Here is a 16002-nt window from a genome sequence, read left to right on the forward strand (position 1 = left end):
CGCTCGCTTCGCTCACTCCTCGTCCGCGCCCTCGGAGACCCCGGCCTCGTCGGGGGCCCGGTCCTCGTCCTCGCGCTTCTCCTCCTCGGCGCGCTTCTCCTCCTCGGCGCGCCGCCTACGTTCCTCCTCCGCCTTCCAGTCGGACGACGCGGGCGGCTTGGGCTTGTCGGCCGTGTCCTGGGGGAAGGTCAGCTGCTTGCTCATCCACTCCAGCGTCGGGCCGATCTCCCGCCGCCAGGTGGTGAAGTTGTGGCTGCCCGCCGGAAGGATGATCTTCGCCGCGGTCATGGGCTCCTTGACGGCCTTGAGGAACTTCTGCGTCTCCGCGTAGTTCTTCTCGCCCTTCTCGCTGCTGGTGACGAGCACCGAGACATGGGGAGCGGGCAGGTTGCGCAGGCGCCAGATCAGGTCGTGCTCGCGCTGCCGCCGGGCGGCGTCCGGGCCGCTGCCGAAGAGGTTGCCGGTGGTGAGGTCGTTCTTGATCCTGTAGTCGGCGGACAGGGCGCCGGCCACCGGGTACGTACCGGGCTGGCGCATCGCCAGTTCGAGGGCGCACGTGCCGCCCGAGGAGTAGCCCATGACGCCCCAGGCGCTGGCGGCGTGACCGACCCGGTAGGCGCTCTTGACGGCGTCGGGCAGGTCCTTGGAGAAATAGGTCTCCGCCTGGGGGCCGTCGGGCACGTCGACGCACTCGGTGTCGCGCGGCGGGGCGATGGTCGGCCGGACCATCACGATCACCGTGGGCTGCATCCGGTTCTCGGAGATCAGCGTGCTCGCCGTCCGCGGCACCTGGAGATACTGCGTGAGGTTGGTGATTCCGCCGGGATAACCGCTGATGGCCACGATCACGGGGAAGCGCTGACGCTCGTACTGCTTCTGGAAATACTGCGGCGGGAGATAGACGATCGCCGGCTCGACGACATTCGCGCGGCGCGCGACCAGGCGTACGGACTCCACCGCGCCGACCTTGTCCTTCGGCCCCTTCGGCAGCCCCGCCTTGTCCAGGCCCTCGGAGCCGGCGGACCGCACCAGACCGCCCTTGCCGGCCTCGACCTTGGCGTGCGGGCCGGGTTCGGTCACCTGCGTGACCTGGCCGGGCGAGCGGTCGTACTTACCGATCAGCTCGCCCCAGGTGCCGTAGAAGCTATTGGCGGAATTCACCGCCAGCAGCACCGCGGACATGATGGTCAACTGGGTCACCAGGATCGATCCGAGCCGCCCCAGTACGGGCAGCGGACCGCGTCCGGAGAGCCGTGGCCAGAGCCATATCGTGAGGCCCACGCACACAACGGCGACGAACACCACCGTGTACAAGAGTGACCGGCTGGTCAGGCCCATGCGCCTCTCAACTCCCTGCCCCCGTGGTGGGTACTCATGTTCGGTCCGGCAATAGTCACCGATAAAGAGGCGGGAACGGGTGTACAGGGTTGCCCTGCATCCATTTATTGCCCTGCTCTTGTCCTGTGCGTGTTCCGCGCTTCTCCGGAAGTTCCCGGCGCCGAAACGGACGCCGAAGCTCCATGAGATACCCGCACCGGATGACACCTCGCCGACGCCCAGGTGGAGGCTGGCCGAACCCTGCCTTCCGCTGGATGGTGGAAAGGCGGCCTCGCGGTGGGGGAACACCGCCCGGCGGAAGCCGGGGCAGGGCCGGTGGGGAGGTGGGCGACATGACCGACGCGAGCACAGGCCGTGCGCGGAACCGGACGCACCCGGAACCGAACCCTTACCTGCGGGGCCTCTTCGCACCCGTCCACGACGAGATCATCGCCGTCGACCTGCCCGTGACCGGCCGGATCCCCGAATCCCTGCGGGGCCGCTACCTGCGCAACGGCCCCAATCCCCTGCACGTCGAGGACCCGGCCGCCTACCACTGGTTCAGCGGCGAGGGCATGGTCCACGGCGTGCGCCTGCGCGACGGACGCGCCGAGTGGTACCGCAACCGCTGGGTGCGCTCCGACGCGGTGGCCGGGCGGCTCGGCGAGAAGCTGCTGCACGGGCCGCGCCACCTGGACATGGACTTCGCGCCCAACACCCACGTCCAGCTCTTCGCCGGGCACTGCCTCGCGCTCGTCGAGGGCGGGACGCTGCCGTACGAGCTCGATCCCGAGCTGTACACGATCGGCCCGTTCGACTTCCACGGCACGCTGCCCGGCGGGCTGTCCGCGCATCCGGTCGTCGATCCGCGCAGCGGTGAGCTGCACGCGGTGGCGTACTGCCCGGCCTGGCCGTACGTGCAGTACGTCGTCGCCGGTACGGACGGGCGGGTGCGCCGCCATGTCGACATCCCGGTCGTGGGCCGGCCGATGATGCACGACTTCTCCCTCACCGAGCGGTACGTGCTGCTGTACGACCTGCCGGTCGTCTTCACCAGGAGCCGGCCCGGCGGCACCCCGCACCCGGCCTGGGACCCGGCCCGGCCGGCCCGGCTCGGGGTACTGCCGAGGGAGGGCGGGGCGGACGAGGTGCGCTGGCTGGAGATCGAGCCGTGCTTCGTCTTCCACCCCATGAACGCCTACGAGCACGGCGGCCGCTTCATCACCGTCCATCTCGTCCGCTACGACCGCTTCTTCGACCCGGCCGCCGCCGGACACCCGGCCCCCGGCGAACACCTCGCCTGCCTCGAACGCTGGACGGTCGACCTGGCCGCCGGGACCGTGCGGCGGGAGCGGCTGGACGACCGCCCGGTGGAGTACCCCCGCGTCGACCCGCGCCGGCTGACCGGCCCGCACCGCTTCGGCTACGCGATGCGCGAGCGGGAACCGGGGCGGGACACCGGGCTGCTGAAGTACGACCTGGAGCGCGGCACGGTCGCGGAGTTCCGGGTGCCGGCGGGCGGCGACGTGGGCGAGGGGGTGTTCGTACCGGCCGCCCCGGACGCGGCGGAGGACGACGGCTGGGTCCTGGCCTTCGCCTACGACCCCGCGCGCGAGGCCACGGACCTGGTGGTGCTGGCGGCACAGGACTTCGCGGCCGGGCCCGTGGCCCGCGTCCATCTGCCGGTACGGGTGCCGCTGGGTTTCCATGGGAACTGGATTCCCGACCACCACTGATGTACGACGGGGACACGCGCACCCGGCGTGTCGGGTGTGAACGTACTGGAGCGGGCTTGACGGCTAGCCTTACGTAGTCGTCAAGACTGGGGACTTTTCCCCGCAGTACGGACATTTCATCTGCACCCGAGACACATGAAGGACATCTCCCCATGGGCATTCGGAGTCTGCTGCGGAACGCGTTCGCCCGGACCAGGACGGCCGAACGTGACGAACCCAGCCTGCCCCAGCAGAACGCGGGGCCCGACAACACCGCACCGACCCCCTCTGCCGAGGCCCCCAACACCGTGATCGTGCCGGCCCAGCCGACCGCGGAAACGGCGGACCGGGCGGGCGAGCCGGTCGCCGACCGGGCCGCCGAGCGCGTGGCCGAGCCGGTCGCCAACCGGGGCGCCGAGCCGGTCGGCGGGGCCGTGAGCGAGCCGTCCGTCGAGCGCGCGCCCGAGGCCGCCAGCGAGCCGGTCGCCGAGCCCATGGCCGCGCCCGTCGCCGAGCCCGTGGCCGACCTCGTGAGCGAACCGGCAGCCGAGGCCGTCGTCGAGCCCGTGGCCGCGCCCGTCGCCGAGCCTGCGGCCGACCTCGTGAGCGAGCCGGTCGGCGAGACCGTGAGCAAGCCGGCCGTCGAGCGCGCGCCCGAGGCCGTCAACGAGCCGGTCTCCGAGCCCCTGGCCGCGCCCGTAGTCGAGCCCGCCGTCGCGCCCGTGGCCGACCTCGTAAGCGAACCGGCAGCCGAGACCGTCGCCGAGCCCCTGGCCGCACCCGTCGGCGCACCCGTCGCCGCGCCCGGCGGCGAGCGGGTTCCCGATCCGGGGCCGTTGGGGCCGATTCCCACGCCTGGGCCGCACCGGCCCGAGCCGGTGCCGCAGCCCGAGCCCGAGCCGACGCCGATGCCGTCGCCGAAGCCCATCCCCGAGCCGGAGCCGGTGCCGCAGCCCGAGCCGCACCCGGTGCCGGAGCCGGCGCCCGGCCCCGACCCGGAGCCCTCGCCCGCGATGTCGGCCGCACCGGCTGACGCCGACGCCCCTGCCATCAGTCTCGAAAAGGTGCAGGCGACCGCCCCCGCGCTCGTCAGCCTCTACAAGGCGGCCGGTGTCTCGCTGCGCAAGCAGGGGCTCGCCGGGCAGCGGGCGGCCGTCTACCTCGTCCTCGACCGGTCGGGCTCCATGCGGCCCTACTACAAGGACGGCACGGTCCAGCACCTCGCCGAGCAGGCCCTCGGCCTGGCCGCCCACCTCGACGACGACGGCGTCGTGCCCGTCGTCTTCTTCTCCACGGACGTCGACGGCACGGCCGAGATCGACCTCGCCCGGCACCGCGGCCGCATCCAGGAACTGCACGAGTCCTACGGCCACATGGGCCGGACGAACTACCACTGGGCCATCGAGGCCGTCATCGACCACTACACGAAGTCCGGCAGCACGGACCCCGCCTTCGTCATCTTCCAGACCGACGGCGCGCCCTACAGCAAGTCCGCCGCCGAGAAGGCGCTGTGCGAGGCGGCGAAGCTGCCGATCTTCTGGCAGTTCGTGGGCTTCGGCGACCCGGAGGGCAAGGGCTTCGACTTCCTGCGCAAGCTCGACGACCTGCCGGTGCCGGAGCGGCGCGTCGTCGACAACGCGGGGTTCTTCCACGCCGGCCGCGAGCCGAAGGCGCTGTCGGACGACACGCTCTACGCGGAGCTCATGGTCGAGTTCCCCGAATGGCTGGCCGAGGCCAGGGCCGCCGGGATCGTCCGGTAGGCAGTTCCACGACCACGCGGAGGCCGCCCCCGGGACGGGGGGCGGCCTTCGCCGTACCGCCGTGGGCGCGGGCGATCGACCGCACGATGGACAGCCCGAGCCCGGCCCCGCCGCCGAGCCGTTCGCGGCCGGCGCCCCGGCGGAAGGGTTCGAAGAGCGTGCCGACGTCGGCGGCGGGCACGACCGGCCCGGTGTTGACGACGGTCAGCCGGCCGGAGCGGACACGGACGTCGACGCTCCCGCCCGGGTGGTTGTAGCCGACCGCGTTGCGCAGCAGATTGCCGGTGAGCTGGGCGAGCAGGAGCCGGTTGCCGGTGAGCGGGGAGGCCGCCGCGTCCAGGCGGATCCGTACGCCCTCGCGCCGCGCGCTCGCGGCCAGGGAGTGGACCTCCGCGTCCACGACCTCGGCGAGGTCGAACGGTTCGCGGCTGTCGAGGCCGCGCTCGCTGCGGGCGAGCAGGAGCAGGCCGTCGATGAGCCGCTCGGAGTGCCGGTTCGTCTGCAGCAGCGTGGCCTTGGTGCGGGCGAGGTCCTCGGGCGAGGGGTGGCCCTCCAGCCCGATCTGGATCGCGGCCCGCTGGGTGGCCAGCGGCGTGCGCAATTCGTGCGAGGCGTTGGCGATGAACCGCCGCTGGCTGTCGAAGGCGCCCTGCACGGGCCGCAGGAAGAGGCCGGCCGTCCACCAGCCCACGCCGAGCGCGAGCAGCGCGGTCACCAGCAGCGCCACCGCCGACCAGGTGATCAGCTCGTGGGAGGCGGCGGCGCTGACGTCGCCGGAGAGCCGGTGGAGGGTCGTGACGGTCACGGTCTCGTACGGCGGCCGGGCCTCCGCCGGCACGACGGTCCGCGCGATCCGCGTGGCCCGCTCCTGCGTGCCCACGCGCGAGAGGACGTTGACGGTGACGAGCAGCCCGGTGCCGAGCACGGCGAAGACCGCGCCGAACGCGACGGCGATGCGGGCCCGTGCGGTCAGTACGGGCCGTCTCACAGGGCGTACCCGACGCCCTGCACGGTACGGATCAGGGGTGGGTCGCCGAGTTTGCCGCGCAGTTTGCTCATCGCCACGCGCACCGCGCCGGTGAAGGGGTCGGCGTGCGCGTCCCAGGCCCGTTCCAGCAGTTCCTCGGCGCTGACGACGGCGCCGTCCGCCTCGAGAAGGATCTGCAGCACGGCGAACTCCTTGGGCGAGAGGTCCAGCCCCTGCCCGTCCCGCTCGGCCGTGCGCCGCACGGTGTCGAGCCGCAGCCCCGCCTTCTGGAGCAGCGGCGGCGCGGGCCGTGCGCTGCGGCGGCGCAGCGCGCGTACCCGCGAGACGAGCTCGGGGAACTCGAACGGCTTGGGGAGATAGTCGTCCGCGCCCAGGTCGAGCCCGGCGACGCGGTCCTCCATGGAGCCGGCGGCGGTGAGCATCAGGATGCGGGTCCGGGAGCCGGCGGCGACGAGGCGCCGGGTGACGTCGTCGCCGTGCACGCGGGGCAGATCACGGTCGAGGACGACCACGTCGTAGTCGTGCAGCCCGAGGTAGGCGAGCGCGGCGTCCCCGCTGTAGACGGTGTCCACGGCGAACCCGGCCCGCCGCAGCCCGGTGGCCACGAGCTCGGCCAGCACTTCCTCGTCCTCGGCGACCAGCACCCGCATGACGTCGTTCCTCTCGTCCGGCACGCCCCCTTCCTTCCAGAATGCGGGTGTACCAGAGGAGATGTTTCGCGAATGTCTCCACGGGTGCGGGCGGGCACGTCCTAGGCGAAGGCGAAGACGAGGACGAGCAGCACGACGAGAATCGCGAATGTCTCCCACCGGGTCGCACGCCTGAGCGTCCGCAGCGATCCGGGTCTCCCGGACCGGGAGCCCGGTGATCGGCCAGCGTTGTAGTCGTCGGACGAGTCGTCGCTCATCCCGCCATGCTAGCCAGCCGGCTGGTCGGCTAGTCGGCGTAGTCCTTCAGCTTCTCGGTTCTGAGCGTGATGCCGACGGGAGCGGGGAGCTCGACGACGTCGCCGAACCGCCATGAAACGCGCTTGCAGTACTTGCCACAGTCCGGCTCGCTGTACACGACGAGCTTGCACGCTTCCCTGTCGACGAGGAGGTAGACCGGGATCTCGGCAGCCGCATACCCGTCGCGCTTCTCATGACGATCACGCCGGTCCGTGTCCGGGTCGTTCGAGGTGATCTCGACGGTCATCAGCACGCCGTCGGGGTTCGCCCACTCGCCCTGGCCGAGGAAATACTCGTCAAGCGCAAGCGCCCCGTCGGGGCGTGCCCGCCCCTTGCGATACGCCTCGACCTTCAGCCCCTGTTCCGGAAAGAGTGACAGCTCGGGGCGCTGCTGCATGCACCGCTTGAGCAGCCACATGAAAATCTGACCGTGATTGCCGTCGGGCACCGGCTTGACCTCGATCTTTCCACTGATGAGCTCCAGCCGTACGGTCTCGGGGGCCACACGTGCGAGCTCCTCGAAGTCCTCGACGAGGATCAGAGGGCGGTCAGCGGTGTTGGGGGTCATGGCGTCGCCTCCTCCCCTACATGGTGCCCCGACGTCGGCAGGCGCGTCGCGCAACAGGGTCACGTGCGGCTCCTTTCAGGTACGCGGGCAGCCGCCCGCAGTTCGGCGACGCGGGCGCGGACATCGGCGGGCGGCAGGCACGGCGACAGGGCTGGACGGGGTTCGCCGCGGCAGTCGCGGCACAGGCCGCCGGGCAGGGCCTCCGGTCGCCCCGGCACGCCGCACACGGCGCACTCCATGATGCGGAGGGGCACCCGGCGGGCCTCCGGTTCGGGCTCGCGCTCGGGCGGCAGCTTCTCGGCCAGCCGGATGCGCATCAGCGCCGCCGGGGCGTGCACCTGCGGCGGCAGCCCGGCCGTCAGCGCCCTGACCAGCTGCGATTCATCGGCACCGCGCGCGAACCACTCCGCCGCCAGCCCTTCGAGCGCGGCGCAGTCCGCCGCGCTCAGCGCCAGTCGGTCATCGGCGCGGGTCAACGCGGCCAGCGCGGCGTACGCCCGCGAACGTGCGGGACAGGCGACGGGCGCTTTCGGCGGCGGGGCCGCCGCCCCTTCCTCGACGACGTCTCCCGCCCAGAACCGTTCCCACCACCCGTCGTCCCGCGCCGTCCGCGAGAAGTACGTGTGGGTCACCCACCGCATCCCGCCGTCCTCGGCCGCCGCCCGTTCGCGGAAACGCCGCAGGTGACCGGCAGTATGGAGCCGGTTGAGCGCGGTGCGGCACGCGGCCTGGCCGTAGTCGGGGCTCAGTTTGGCGAGGGTCTTCGCGTCCATCGCGGCACCCTCGGGAAGGGCGTCGATGAGTGCGGCGATGGCTGCCTCGCGCCTGGGCAGGTATGCGAAGTCGCCTTTACGGCGAGGCGTTTGGCCGGGGGCGAGGCGCTTGCCGTAGCCCGGGTTGGCCATGACGGATGCGGCCGCGTGCGGGGCGGCGCTAGAGTCTTCGTAAGCCACAGGATCCTCTGGAGATCTTGTTGGTGAGACCCCGGCATGGTGTTGCTAGCACCCTGCCGGGGTTGTTTGTTGCTGCGCACGCTAGGGCTTGGCGACGCGCCGTCGCAACCCGATCACGAAAAGTCATCTCCCTGTGGTATCGCGGCACTTGGCGTCACAGGGGAGGGTGGGTGGGTTGTACCAACCCACCCCTTCATCAGAAACAGGGCTCGACCCCCGGGGCCCGGAGCTCAGAGCACGAATCCGGTGGGAATCACGTGGGAATCACGATCGCTTCGCCCACCGCTGGCCCGCCTTGCCGGCGCCGCAGGCATCCATGGTCAAGGTGCCCGTGACGTCGTCGACGCAGAGCCCCACTCCCATGTTCTTCAGCGACGTGGAACCCGTCGACGACAGCTTCCATTGCTGGAACACCACTCCGTCGCAGGGCGCCATCGACAACCCACGCCAGCCGCGCACGGAAAGGCAGCCGCCCACGGCGGCGTTTCTCAGCATGGAGACGGGGCTCGGCCCGCTGCCCGTCGACACCACCCACTTCTGGGCGTCCCCGCCGTCACAGGGCAGGGTGCCGGTCAGGGACCGGGCGTCGAGGCAGCGGCCCGTGGCCTCGTTGACGAAGCTGTACGTGTCGGCGTCGGCTTCGGCTTCGGCGGCCGACGCCGGCTGGACTCCGGCGAGAACACAGACCAGACCGGCCGCCAGGCCCACGCCGCCGCCCTTGATGCGTACCCCCACGTGCGTCTCCTCCTCCGGTGGACGTCTGCGCATCATGCGGCTGACGAAGCCGTCGGGGAAGCCCACTTCGCGACATCGTGCGGATCCGCGCCGCCGGGTGGCAATCTGAGTGACATGGATGAGCAGTCATGGCGTTCGCATGCCGCCCTCCCCGGGAAGCCGTACTTCACGACTGACACATGCAGTGGTTGTGGATCGGTCGTGCAAGGCATCCACGGCCGGTGGACGTGTTCCAACTGCGGGACGTGCAGCCCCTATCTGGAACCCCCGGAGGGTTGGGCAACCGAGATCACGCCGGAGGAGTTGGCCACCAACACCGTGGGCTACGACTCCGACTCCCCACCCACGGAATAGGCGGCGGCCCCGCCCGTGCGCCCCTTCATCGGGGGCGTTCGGGCAGAGCCCCGGAAGTCAGCGGGCCTGCTTCACCCACCGCTGGGCCGGCCCGCCGCCGCACCCGGCGACGCGCAGCGTCGTCCCGGTGTCCTCGACGCAGTGGCCCGAGGCCACGTCCCTCAGCAGGGTGGCCCGGCCCGGCAGCATCTTCCACTGCTGGTCGGCCGCCGGCATGCACTGGGTCGACGACAGCACGCGCCCCGCGCGGATCTCAAGGCAGCGGCCGTGTGCGGCGTTTTTCAGCGAGTAGACGGGGTTGTCCCCGCCGCTCACCGTGACCAGCCACTTCTGGTCCGAACCGCCGTCGCACGGACGCGTGGCGGTCATCGACCCGCCGTCCAGGCAGCGGCCCGTCGCCTCGTTGACGAAGCTGTACGGCGACGCCTCGGCGGCCGACGCCGGCTGGACCCCGGCGAAGACGGCGGCCAGTCCCGCCGCCACACCGACACCCCACTTGATACGCATCCCCATGATCATCTCCTCCCCTGGTGATCGTCAGCGCATTATGCGGCCGACGCCACGACTTGGAAAGGAATCGCCGATCACTTGGTCACGCCCTCAGCCCCGCCGGACCTCCACCATGAAGCAGCCGAACTCCACCGCGCGCACATGCACCAGCGCCACGTCGGGGTTCTCGAACACCTCGCTCAGCGCCGCGTCCACCTCTGCCGCCGGTATCTCCACGAGCGTGCCGCCCAGGATGCGCCCCTGCGCGTCGTACGCGCGCAGTACGCGTCGGGCGCCGTGCATCGCCTGCGGGTACCCGGAGCCCGGGCTCCGGCCCTCGCACTCCTCGGCGTGAATGAAGACCGGACCCCGCTCGTCGTACGGACCCGGGTCCGCCCCCGTCTCCTTCGCCCAGCGGTGCAGCGGGGCGTACGAGACGAGCACGATCCGCTCGCCCGGCCTGCTGTGGCGCAGGCAGCAGCGGAGGGGAGCGCCGCCGTTCCCGTCCGTGACGGGGTGGCGCCTGACGCCGGCGTCGTCGCGCTCGCGCAGTTGCCGGAGGACGGGCGGGGGGATGGGGTGGGCGCGGTGGGTGACCGTGGTCGTCGTCATGCCGTCCAGCATTCGCCGGGGTGCGGGTGCGGTGCTGGCGGGTATCGGACGTGGGGTTCGGGCGGGAGCCTTTCCCCAATCCCGCCCCTTCCCGAAACCGGGGCTCCGCCCCGGACCCCGAGCTAGGCCGTGACCGTGCCGGTCAGGAACGCCGCCCAGGCGGCGGTGCCGAAGCGTATTCGGGGGCCGTGGGGCCGCTTCGAGTCCCGGACGTGGACGGCCCGGGGGGCCGTCGCCACCTCCAGGCAGTTGCTGCCTTGGGGATCACTGTGGCTGGACTTGCGCCAGGAGGCGGCCACCTCGACGCAAGCAGCGCCTTCACCGTCGCTGTGACGGGACTTCCGCCAGGAAACAGCCACCTCGACGCACGCGACGCCCTCGTCGTCGCTGTAGCTCGACTTGCGCCACACCAGTTCACCGCTCATAGCTCATCCGCAATCCGCTCGATGAAACGTGCAGAGTTCTCCGGGTCCAACGCCTGCGCGCAGATCCTGCCGAAGCGCTGGTCCAGCGCGCTCACTTCGGCCCGCTCGGTGACGAGGCGGCTCGTCTGCTGGCCCATCACGAACCCCAAGCGTTCGTGGTCCTCGGACTCGAGAATCATCAGCGCACCGCTCAGCGCGGACGGCGTGACCCGGTCGTAGGGCAGAACCTGCAGGGTGACGTTGCACTGCCGCCCGGCCGTCAGAAGGTGCAGCAGTTGCTGCTTCTGCACCTCGTTGCCTGCCACGGGGCTCCGCAGCGCGGCCTCGTACACGACGAACGTGAAGGGGATCAGTGGCGTGCGGGTGAGGAGCGCCTGCCTGCTCAGCCGGGTGGCAAGTCGTGCGTTCACCACGTCCTGCTCCACCGGCGGCCACGTACCGCCGAGCAACGCCCGAGCGTACGGCTCTGTCTGCAGCAGCCCCGGGATGAGGACGGTCTCGTACGAGCTGTGCATCACCGCCTCGCTCTCGCGCTGCATGAAGTCGTGCGCCCGCATGGGCAACGACTCCTTCGTCAGATAGGACAGGCCCGCCTTCAGCTTCCCCCTGGCCCCGAACATCTCATCCGCGATCTCCGCCACCCGCGGCGGCACCCGCCTGCGCCCCTGCTCGACCGACTTGATCAGCTCCACCGAGTACTGCACGGCCTCCGCCAGCTCCTCGCGGCTGACGCCCGCCTCGTGCCGCCACAGTTGGAACTGGCTTCCGAAGTAGCGATGGTTGACCGGAAGGTGAGCGCTCTTTTCGAGCATGGGTTCCCCTCTCCTAACCGAGTGGGTACCCCTTGGCCACAGGTCCGTACACCACTCTGCGTGGCCGTTCGGTAACGGATCAGGTTAGGGCCCGACGGGCCCGCAAAGGGCGCGAACGCTTGACACAGCCGTCATAAACACCGCGCGGCACCCCCCTGGCGCTCGGATACGCTAAAGGTGCACCTAAACCCCAAACACACACCGACCAGGGAGCAGCCGCAATGGCTCGACACCTCATCACCAGCGCCCTTCCGTATATCAACGGGATCAAGCACCTGGGCAACATGGTGGGGTCCATGCTTCCGGCGGACGTGTACGCCCGCTTCCTGCGGCAGACCGGCCGCGAGACGCTCTACATCTGCGCGACCGACGAGCACGGCACGCCCGCCGAGCTCGGCGCCAAGGAGCGCGGTCTGCCCGTCGACACGTTCTGCGCCCAGCAGCACGACGCGCAGAAGGCCATTTACGAGGGCTTCGGGCTGTCCTTCGACTACTTCGGCCGCAGCTCCTCGCCCGAGAACCGCGAGATCACCCAGCACTTCGCGCGTCAGCTGCAGAAGAACGGGTTCATCGAGGAGCGGGCGATCCGCCAGGTCTACTCGCTGGCCGACGGCCGCTTCCTGCCCGACCGGTACATCGTCGGCACGTGCCCGCACTGCGGCTACGACAAGGCGCGCGGCGACCAGTGCGAGAACTGCACCCGTGTCCTGGACCCGACGGACCTGATCGACGCCCGTTCCGCCATCAGCGGCAGCAGCGACCTGGAGGTGCGCGAGACCAAGCACCTCTTCCTCCTGCAGTCGAAGCTGCAGGGCGAGGTCGAGGCGTGGATCGACGAGCACGGCAAGGACTGGCCGGTGCTGGCCTCCTCCATCGCCCGCAAGTGGCTGACCGAGGGCCTGAACGACCGTGCCATCACGCGTGACCTGGACTGGGGCGTCCCGGTCCCGGCCGACACGTGGCCGGAGCTGGCGGCCGAGGGCAAGGTCTTCTACGTGTGGTTCGACGCGCCGATCGAGTACATCGGCGCCACCAAGGAGTGGGCGGACCAGGACCCGGAGAACCGCGACTGGAAGTCGTGGTGGTACGAGGCCGACGACGTGCGCTACACCCAGTTCATGGGCAAGGACAACGTCCCCTTCCACACGGTGATGTTCCCGGCCACGCAGCTCGGCACGCGCGAGCCGTGGAAGAAGGTCGACTACGTCAAGGCCTTCAACTGGCTCAACTACTACGGCGGCAAGTTCTCCACGTCCCAGAAGCGCGGCGTCTTCACGCACGACGCCCTGGAGCTGCTGCCCGCCGACTACTGGCGCTACTTCATGATGGCCAACGCCCCCGAGTCGGACGACACGTCGTTCACCTGGGAGCTGTTCTCCTCCACGGTCAACAAGGACCTCGCCGACGTCCTGGGCAACTTCGTCAACCGCGTCCTGTCCTTCTCCCGCAAGCGCTTCGGCGACGACGTCCCGGCCGGCAACGAGGCGGGCGCGGCCGAGTCGGAGCTGGGCCGCCAGGTCGCGGACCTGCTCGCCGAGTACGAGCGGCACATGGAGGAGATGCAGTTCCGCAAGGCGGCGCAGGCGCTGCGCGCCCTGTGGAGCGCGGGCAACTCCTACCTGGAGGCCAAGGCCCCCTGGCTGGAGATCAAGACCGACCCCGAGGGCGCGGCGCTGACCCTGCGCACGGCCATGAACCTCATCCACCTCTACGCGATCGTCTCCGAGCCGTTCATCCCGGCCTCGGCGGCGGCCATGCGATCGGCTTTCCAGCTCGCTGACGACAGCGCCACCTGGGTCACCCAGGACGAGGCCAAGTCCCTGTCGTTCATCCCGGCGGGCACCCCGTTCACCGTGCCGCCGGTGCTCTTCGCGAAGATCACCGAGGACGACCTGGCCGCGTACCGCGAGCGCTTCGGCGGTGGCGAGGAGACGGCCGGCTAAAGGCCCGTACGACCCCGTGCGAAGGGCCCGGAACCTCATGGTTCCGGGCCCTTCGCCCTTGCGTTGATCGTTCGGTAATCGTTCGTTGAGCCCGCCCCGGCACGCTGTAGGCGTCGGGTACGCGGGGGAGACGAGGAAGAGCCGTGTTCGAAAAACGCATCACCGTAAGCGTCCATGCCGACGACGAGCTGGGCCGTCACCGGCTCGTCCGGCAGCTCCGCGTGCTGCCCGGCATCCATGTCGCCTCCCGCAACGGCGCGGGCGCCACCGTCGACGTCCTGGTCATGGGGCGGCACGACGCCGACGCCGCGGGGAAGCTGCGGCGCATGGCCCGCGCCGGCCGGGCACCGCTCGTCGTCGTGGCCGACGAGCTCGGCGAGACCGAGCTGATGGCCATCGCGGAGTACGGCGTCCGGTCGGTGCTGTACCGCCACCGGCTCACTCCGGGGCGCCTGCAGCGGGCCGTGCACAACGCGGCCGGCTGCTGCCCGAGAGTGCCCATAGGCGCGGCCCTGATATGAGCCGGCGGCGCGACGCGAAGGGGCCCGGCGCTAGCGCCGGGCCCCTTCGTCACGCGTCTGCTTCGACTACTTCGTCGGCTTGTACGGCGTCGGCTTGGCCGGGCCCTTGTAGATGCTCAGGTGGAGCTCCTTCAGCCGCGCGTCGTCGACCTCGCTCGGCGCGCCCATCAGCAGGTCCTGCGCGTTGCCGTTGAGCGGGAACGCGATGGTCTCGCGGATGTTCGGCTCGTCGGCCAGCAGCATCACGATGCGGTCGACGCCCGGGGCGATGCCGCCGTGCGGCGGGGCGCCGAACTTGAAGGCGCGCAGCATGCCGCCGAACTCCTTCTCGACCTCTTCCTTCGAGTAACCGGCGATCTCGAAGGCCTTGTACATGACCTCGGGCTCGTGGTTACGGATGGCGCCGGAGGACAGCTCCGTGCCGTTGCAGACGATGTCGTACTGCCAGGCCAGGATGTCCAGCGGGTCCATCGTCTCCAGGGCCTCGAGGCCGCCCTGGGGCATGGAGAAGGGGTTGTGCGAGAACTCGATCTTGCCGGTCTCCTCGTCCTTCTCGAACATCGGGAAGTCGACGATCCAGCAGAAGCGGAAGACGTTCTCCTCGAACTGGCCGGCACGCTTGGCGGCCTCGACGCGGACCGCGCCCATGATCTTGGAGACCTCGTCGAACTCACCGGCGCCGAAGAACACGGCGTGGCCGGGCTCGAGACCCAGACGCTCGGCGAGGGCCTTGACGTTCTCCTCCGTGAGGAACTTGGCGATCGGGCCGGTCAGCGCGTTGCCCTCGCCCACGCGGACCCAGGCCAGGCCCTTCGCGCCCTGCTCGACCGCGTAGTCGCCGAGGCCGTCGAAGAACTTGCGCGTCTGGTCCTGCAGGGCCGGCACCGCCAGCGCCCGGACGTGCTTGCCGGCGAACGCCTTGAACTCCGAGCCCTCGAAGACGTCGGTGACGTCCACGAGCTCCAGCTTGGCGCGCAGGTCCGGCTTGTCGGAGCCGTACTTGAGCATCGCCTCGCGGAAGGGGATGCGCGGGAACGGCGAGGTGACGTGGCGGCCGTTGCCGAACTCCTCGAAGAGGTCGGTCATGACCTTCTCGATGACCTGGAAGACGTCCTCCTGCTCGACGAAGGACATCTCCATGTCGAGCTGGTAGAACTCGCCCGGCGAGCGGTCGGCGCGGGCGTCCTCGTCGCGGAAGCACGGGGCGATCTGGAAGTAGCGGTCGAAGCCCGCGATCATCAGCAGCTGCTTGAACTGCTGCGGGGCCTGCGGCAGTGCGTAGAACTTGCCGGCGTGCAGCCGCGAGGGCACCAGGAAGTCGCGCGCGCCCTCGGGGGAGGTCGCGGACAGGATCGGGGTGGCCAGCTCGTTGAAGCCGAGGCCGGTCATCTTCTCGCGGATGGAGGAGATGACGGCCGAGCGCAGCATGATGTTGCGGTGCATGCGCTCGCGGCGCAGGTCGAGGAAGCGGTACTCCAGGCGGCGCTCCTCGTTCACCCCGTCATCGGCGTTGATCGTGAAGGGGATCTGCTCGGCGGCGCCCAGCACCTCCACCTCGGTGACCTCGACCTCGATCTCGCCGGTGGGCAGCTCGGGGTTGACGTTCTCGGCGCCGCGGCTCATGACCTTGCCGTCGACGCGGACGACGGTCTCCTTGGTCAGGTGGCTGAGCGCCTCGTTGGCCTGGGTGCCGGGGCGGGCCACGAGCTGGACCAGACCGTGGTGGTCGCGCAGGTCGATGAAGAGGATGCCGCCCAGGTCACGCCGATTGTGCAGCCAGCCACTCAGTCGCACGTCGGTGTCGACGTCAGCCGCACGGAGCTCGCCGCAGTTGTGGGACCGGTACCGATGCATCATTCATCC

16 protein-coding genes are annotated in these 16002 nt (G+C 70.5%); 4 read left to right on the top strand and 12 right to left on the bottom strand.

The features are described from left to right. Window positions 1–12: 12 nt before the first annotated feature. Window positions 13–1338 (bottom strand): alpha/beta hydrolase-fold protein, encoded by a 1326-nt coding sequence (locus tag ABZ956_RS04470; protein WP_361886820.1) that lies wholly within the window; start codon window positions 1336–1338, stop codon window positions 13–15. Window positions 1339–1670: 332 nt separating this feature from the next. Between ABZ956_RS04470 and ABZ956_RS04475 the strand changes: the two genes are divergently transcribed. Both ABZ956_RS04475 and ABZ956_RS04480 read left to right on the top strand, forming a co-directional pair. Next, window positions 1671–3053 carry a carotenoid oxygenase family protein gene (locus tag ABZ956_RS04475; RefSeq protein WP_361886823.1) on the top strand — a complete coding sequence of 461 codons (1383 nt, stop codon included), beginning with the start codon at window positions 1671–1673 and terminating at the stop codon, window positions 3051–3053. Between the two features lie 152 nt (window positions 3054–3205). After that, on the top strand, window positions 3206–4792 hold the full coding sequence (locus ABZ956_RS04480; RefSeq protein WP_361886826.1) for a VWA domain-containing protein: 1587 nt from the start codon (window positions 3206–3208) through the stop codon (window positions 4790–4792). Here ABZ956_RS04480 and ABZ956_RS04485 read toward each other — a convergent pair. From ABZ956_RS04485 to ABZ956_RS04530, 10 genes are all read right to left on the bottom strand, one after another. After that, window positions 4734–5780: a HAMP domain-containing sensor histidine kinase gene (locus ABZ956_RS04485; protein WP_361886829.1), complete on the bottom strand. Its 1047-nt coding sequence runs from the start codon at window positions 5778–5780 to the stop codon at window positions 4734–4736. The genes ABZ956_RS04480 and ABZ956_RS04485 overlap by 59 nt on opposite strands. Next, the gene (locus ABZ956_RS04490) at window positions 5777–6430 is read right to left on the bottom strand and encodes a response regulator transcription factor (RefSeq protein WP_361888002.1); all 654 of its coding nucleotides are present in this window, start codon (window positions 6428–6430) and stop codon (window positions 5777–5779) included. The genes ABZ956_RS04485 and ABZ956_RS04490 overlap by 4 nt, the downstream gene beginning before the upstream one ends. Before the next feature lie 101 nt (window positions 6431–6531). Continuing rightward, a complete protein-coding gene (locus ABZ956_RS04495) occupies window positions 6532–6687 on the bottom strand; it encodes a hypothetical protein (protein WP_361886831.1) in 156 nt (51 codons plus the stop codon). A 29-nt stretch (window positions 6688–6716) separates the two neighbouring features. Then, entirely contained in the window at window positions 6717–7295 is a 579-nt protein-coding gene (locus ABZ956_RS04500; RefSeq protein ID WP_361886834.1) for a Uma2 family endonuclease, read from the bottom strand. 59 nt (window positions 7296–7354) lie between these two features. After that, window positions 7355–8248: a hypothetical protein gene (locus tag ABZ956_RS04505; protein ID WP_361886837.1), complete on the bottom strand. Its 894-nt coding sequence runs from the start codon at window positions 8246–8248 to the stop codon at window positions 7355–7357. Between the two features lie 264 nt (window positions 8249–8512). After that, the gene (locus ABZ956_RS04510) at window positions 8513–9049 is read right to left on the bottom strand and encodes a ricin-type beta-trefoil lectin domain protein (RefSeq protein ID WP_361886840.1); all 537 of its coding nucleotides are present in this window, start codon (window positions 9047–9049) and stop codon (window positions 8513–8515) included. 345 nt (window positions 9050–9394) lie between these two features. Continuing rightward, window positions 9395–9850 (bottom strand): RICIN domain-containing protein, encoded by a 456-nt coding sequence (locus ABZ956_RS04515; RefSeq protein ID WP_361886843.1) that lies wholly within the window; start codon window positions 9848–9850, stop codon window positions 9395–9397. A gap of 87 nt (window positions 9851–9937) precedes the next feature. Further along, entirely contained in the window at window positions 9938–10438 is a 501-nt protein-coding gene (locus ABZ956_RS04520; RefSeq protein WP_361886846.1) for a DUF1203 domain-containing protein, read from the bottom strand. A 122-nt stretch (window positions 10439–10560) separates the two neighbouring features. After that, complete coding sequence (locus tag ABZ956_RS04525; protein WP_361886849.1) at window positions 10561–10863, bottom strand: DUF397 domain-containing protein; 303 nt, start codon at window positions 10861–10863, stop codon at window positions 10561–10563. Continuing rightward, complete coding sequence (locus ABZ956_RS04530; RefSeq protein WP_361886852.1) at window positions 10860–11675, bottom strand: helix-turn-helix transcriptional regulator; 816 nt, start codon at window positions 11673–11675, stop codon at window positions 10860–10862. The genes ABZ956_RS04525 and ABZ956_RS04530 overlap by 4 nt, the downstream gene beginning before the upstream one ends. Before the next feature lie 221 nt (window positions 11676–11896). Here ABZ956_RS04530 and metG point away from each other — a divergent pair, with 221 nt between their 5' ends. Further along, complete coding sequence (metG, locus tag ABZ956_RS04535; RefSeq protein ID WP_361886855.1) at window positions 11897–13618, top strand: methionine--tRNA ligase; 1722 nt, start codon at window positions 11897–11899, stop codon at window positions 13616–13618. A 143-nt stretch (window positions 13619–13761) separates the two neighbouring features. Continuing rightward, on the top strand, window positions 13762–14139 hold the full coding sequence (locus tag ABZ956_RS04540) for a DNA-binding response regulator (protein WP_361886858.1): 378 nt from the start codon (window positions 13762–13764) through the stop codon (window positions 14137–14139). Window positions 14140–14205: 66 nt separating this feature from the next. On the opposite strand, the gene aspS is transcribed toward ABZ956_RS04540, so the two are convergent. Beyond that, window positions 14206–15993 carry an aspartate--tRNA ligase gene (aspS, locus tag ABZ956_RS04545; protein ID WP_361888005.1) on the bottom strand — a complete coding sequence of 596 codons (1788 nt, stop codon included), beginning with the start codon at window positions 15991–15993 and terminating at the stop codon, window positions 14206–14208. Window positions 15994–16002 lie beyond the last annotated feature (9 nt).

Source organism: Streptomyces sp. NPDC046261 (genome assembly GCF_040646235.1).
Classification (GTDB): Bacteria; Actinomycetota; Actinomycetes; order Streptomycetales; family Streptomycetaceae; genus Streptomyces.

What these genes read in the sequence shown, in the direction of transcription:
- ABZ956_RS04470 (WP_361886820.1), bottom strand. Translation starts at nt 1,338, where the DNA reads ATGGGCCTGACCAGCCGGTCACTCTTGTACACGGTGGTGTTCGTCGCC.
- ABZ956_RS04475 (WP_361886823.1), top strand. Translation starts at nt 1,671, where the DNA reads ATGACCGACGCGAGCACAGGCCGTGCGCGGAACCGGACGCACCCGGAA.
- ABZ956_RS04480 (WP_361886826.1), top strand. Translation starts at nt 3,206, where the DNA reads ATGGGCATTCGGAGTCTGCTGCGGAACGCGTTCGCCCGGACCAGGACG.
- ABZ956_RS04490 (WP_361888002.1), bottom strand. Translation starts at nt 6,430, where the DNA reads ATGCGGGTGCTGGTCGCCGAGGACGAGGAAGTGCTGGCCGAGCTCGTG.
- ABZ956_RS04495 (WP_361886831.1), bottom strand. Translation starts at nt 6,687, where the DNA reads ATGAGCGACGACTCGTCCGACGACTACAACGCTGGCCGATCACCGGGC.
- ABZ956_RS04500 (WP_361886834.1), bottom strand. Translation starts at nt 7,295, where the DNA reads ATGACCCCCAACACCGCTGACCGCCCTCTGATCCTCGTCGAGGACTTC.
- ABZ956_RS04515 (WP_361886843.1), bottom strand. Translation starts at nt 9,850, where the DNA reads ATGGGGATGCGTATCAAGTGGGGTGTCGGTGTGGCGGCGGGACTGGCC.
- ABZ956_RS04520 (WP_361886846.1), bottom strand. Translation starts at nt 10,438, where the DNA reads ATGACGACGACCACGGTCACCCACCGCGCCCACCCCATCCCCCCGCCC.
- ABZ956_RS04525 (WP_361886849.1), bottom strand. Translation starts at nt 10,863, where the DNA reads ATGAGCGGTGAACTGGTGTGGCGCAAGTCGAGCTACAGCGACGACGAG.
- ABZ956_RS04530 (WP_361886852.1), bottom strand. Translation starts at nt 11,675, where the DNA reads ATGCTCGAAAAGAGCGCTCACCTTCCGGTCAACCATCGCTACTTCGGA.
- metG (WP_361886855.1), top strand. Translation starts at nt 11,897, where the DNA reads ATGGCTCGACACCTCATCACCAGCGCCCTTCCGTATATCAACGGGATC.
- aspS (WP_361888005.1), bottom strand. Translation starts at nt 15,993, where the DNA reads ATGCATCGGTACCGGTCCCACAACTGCGGCGAGCTCCGTGCGGCTGAC.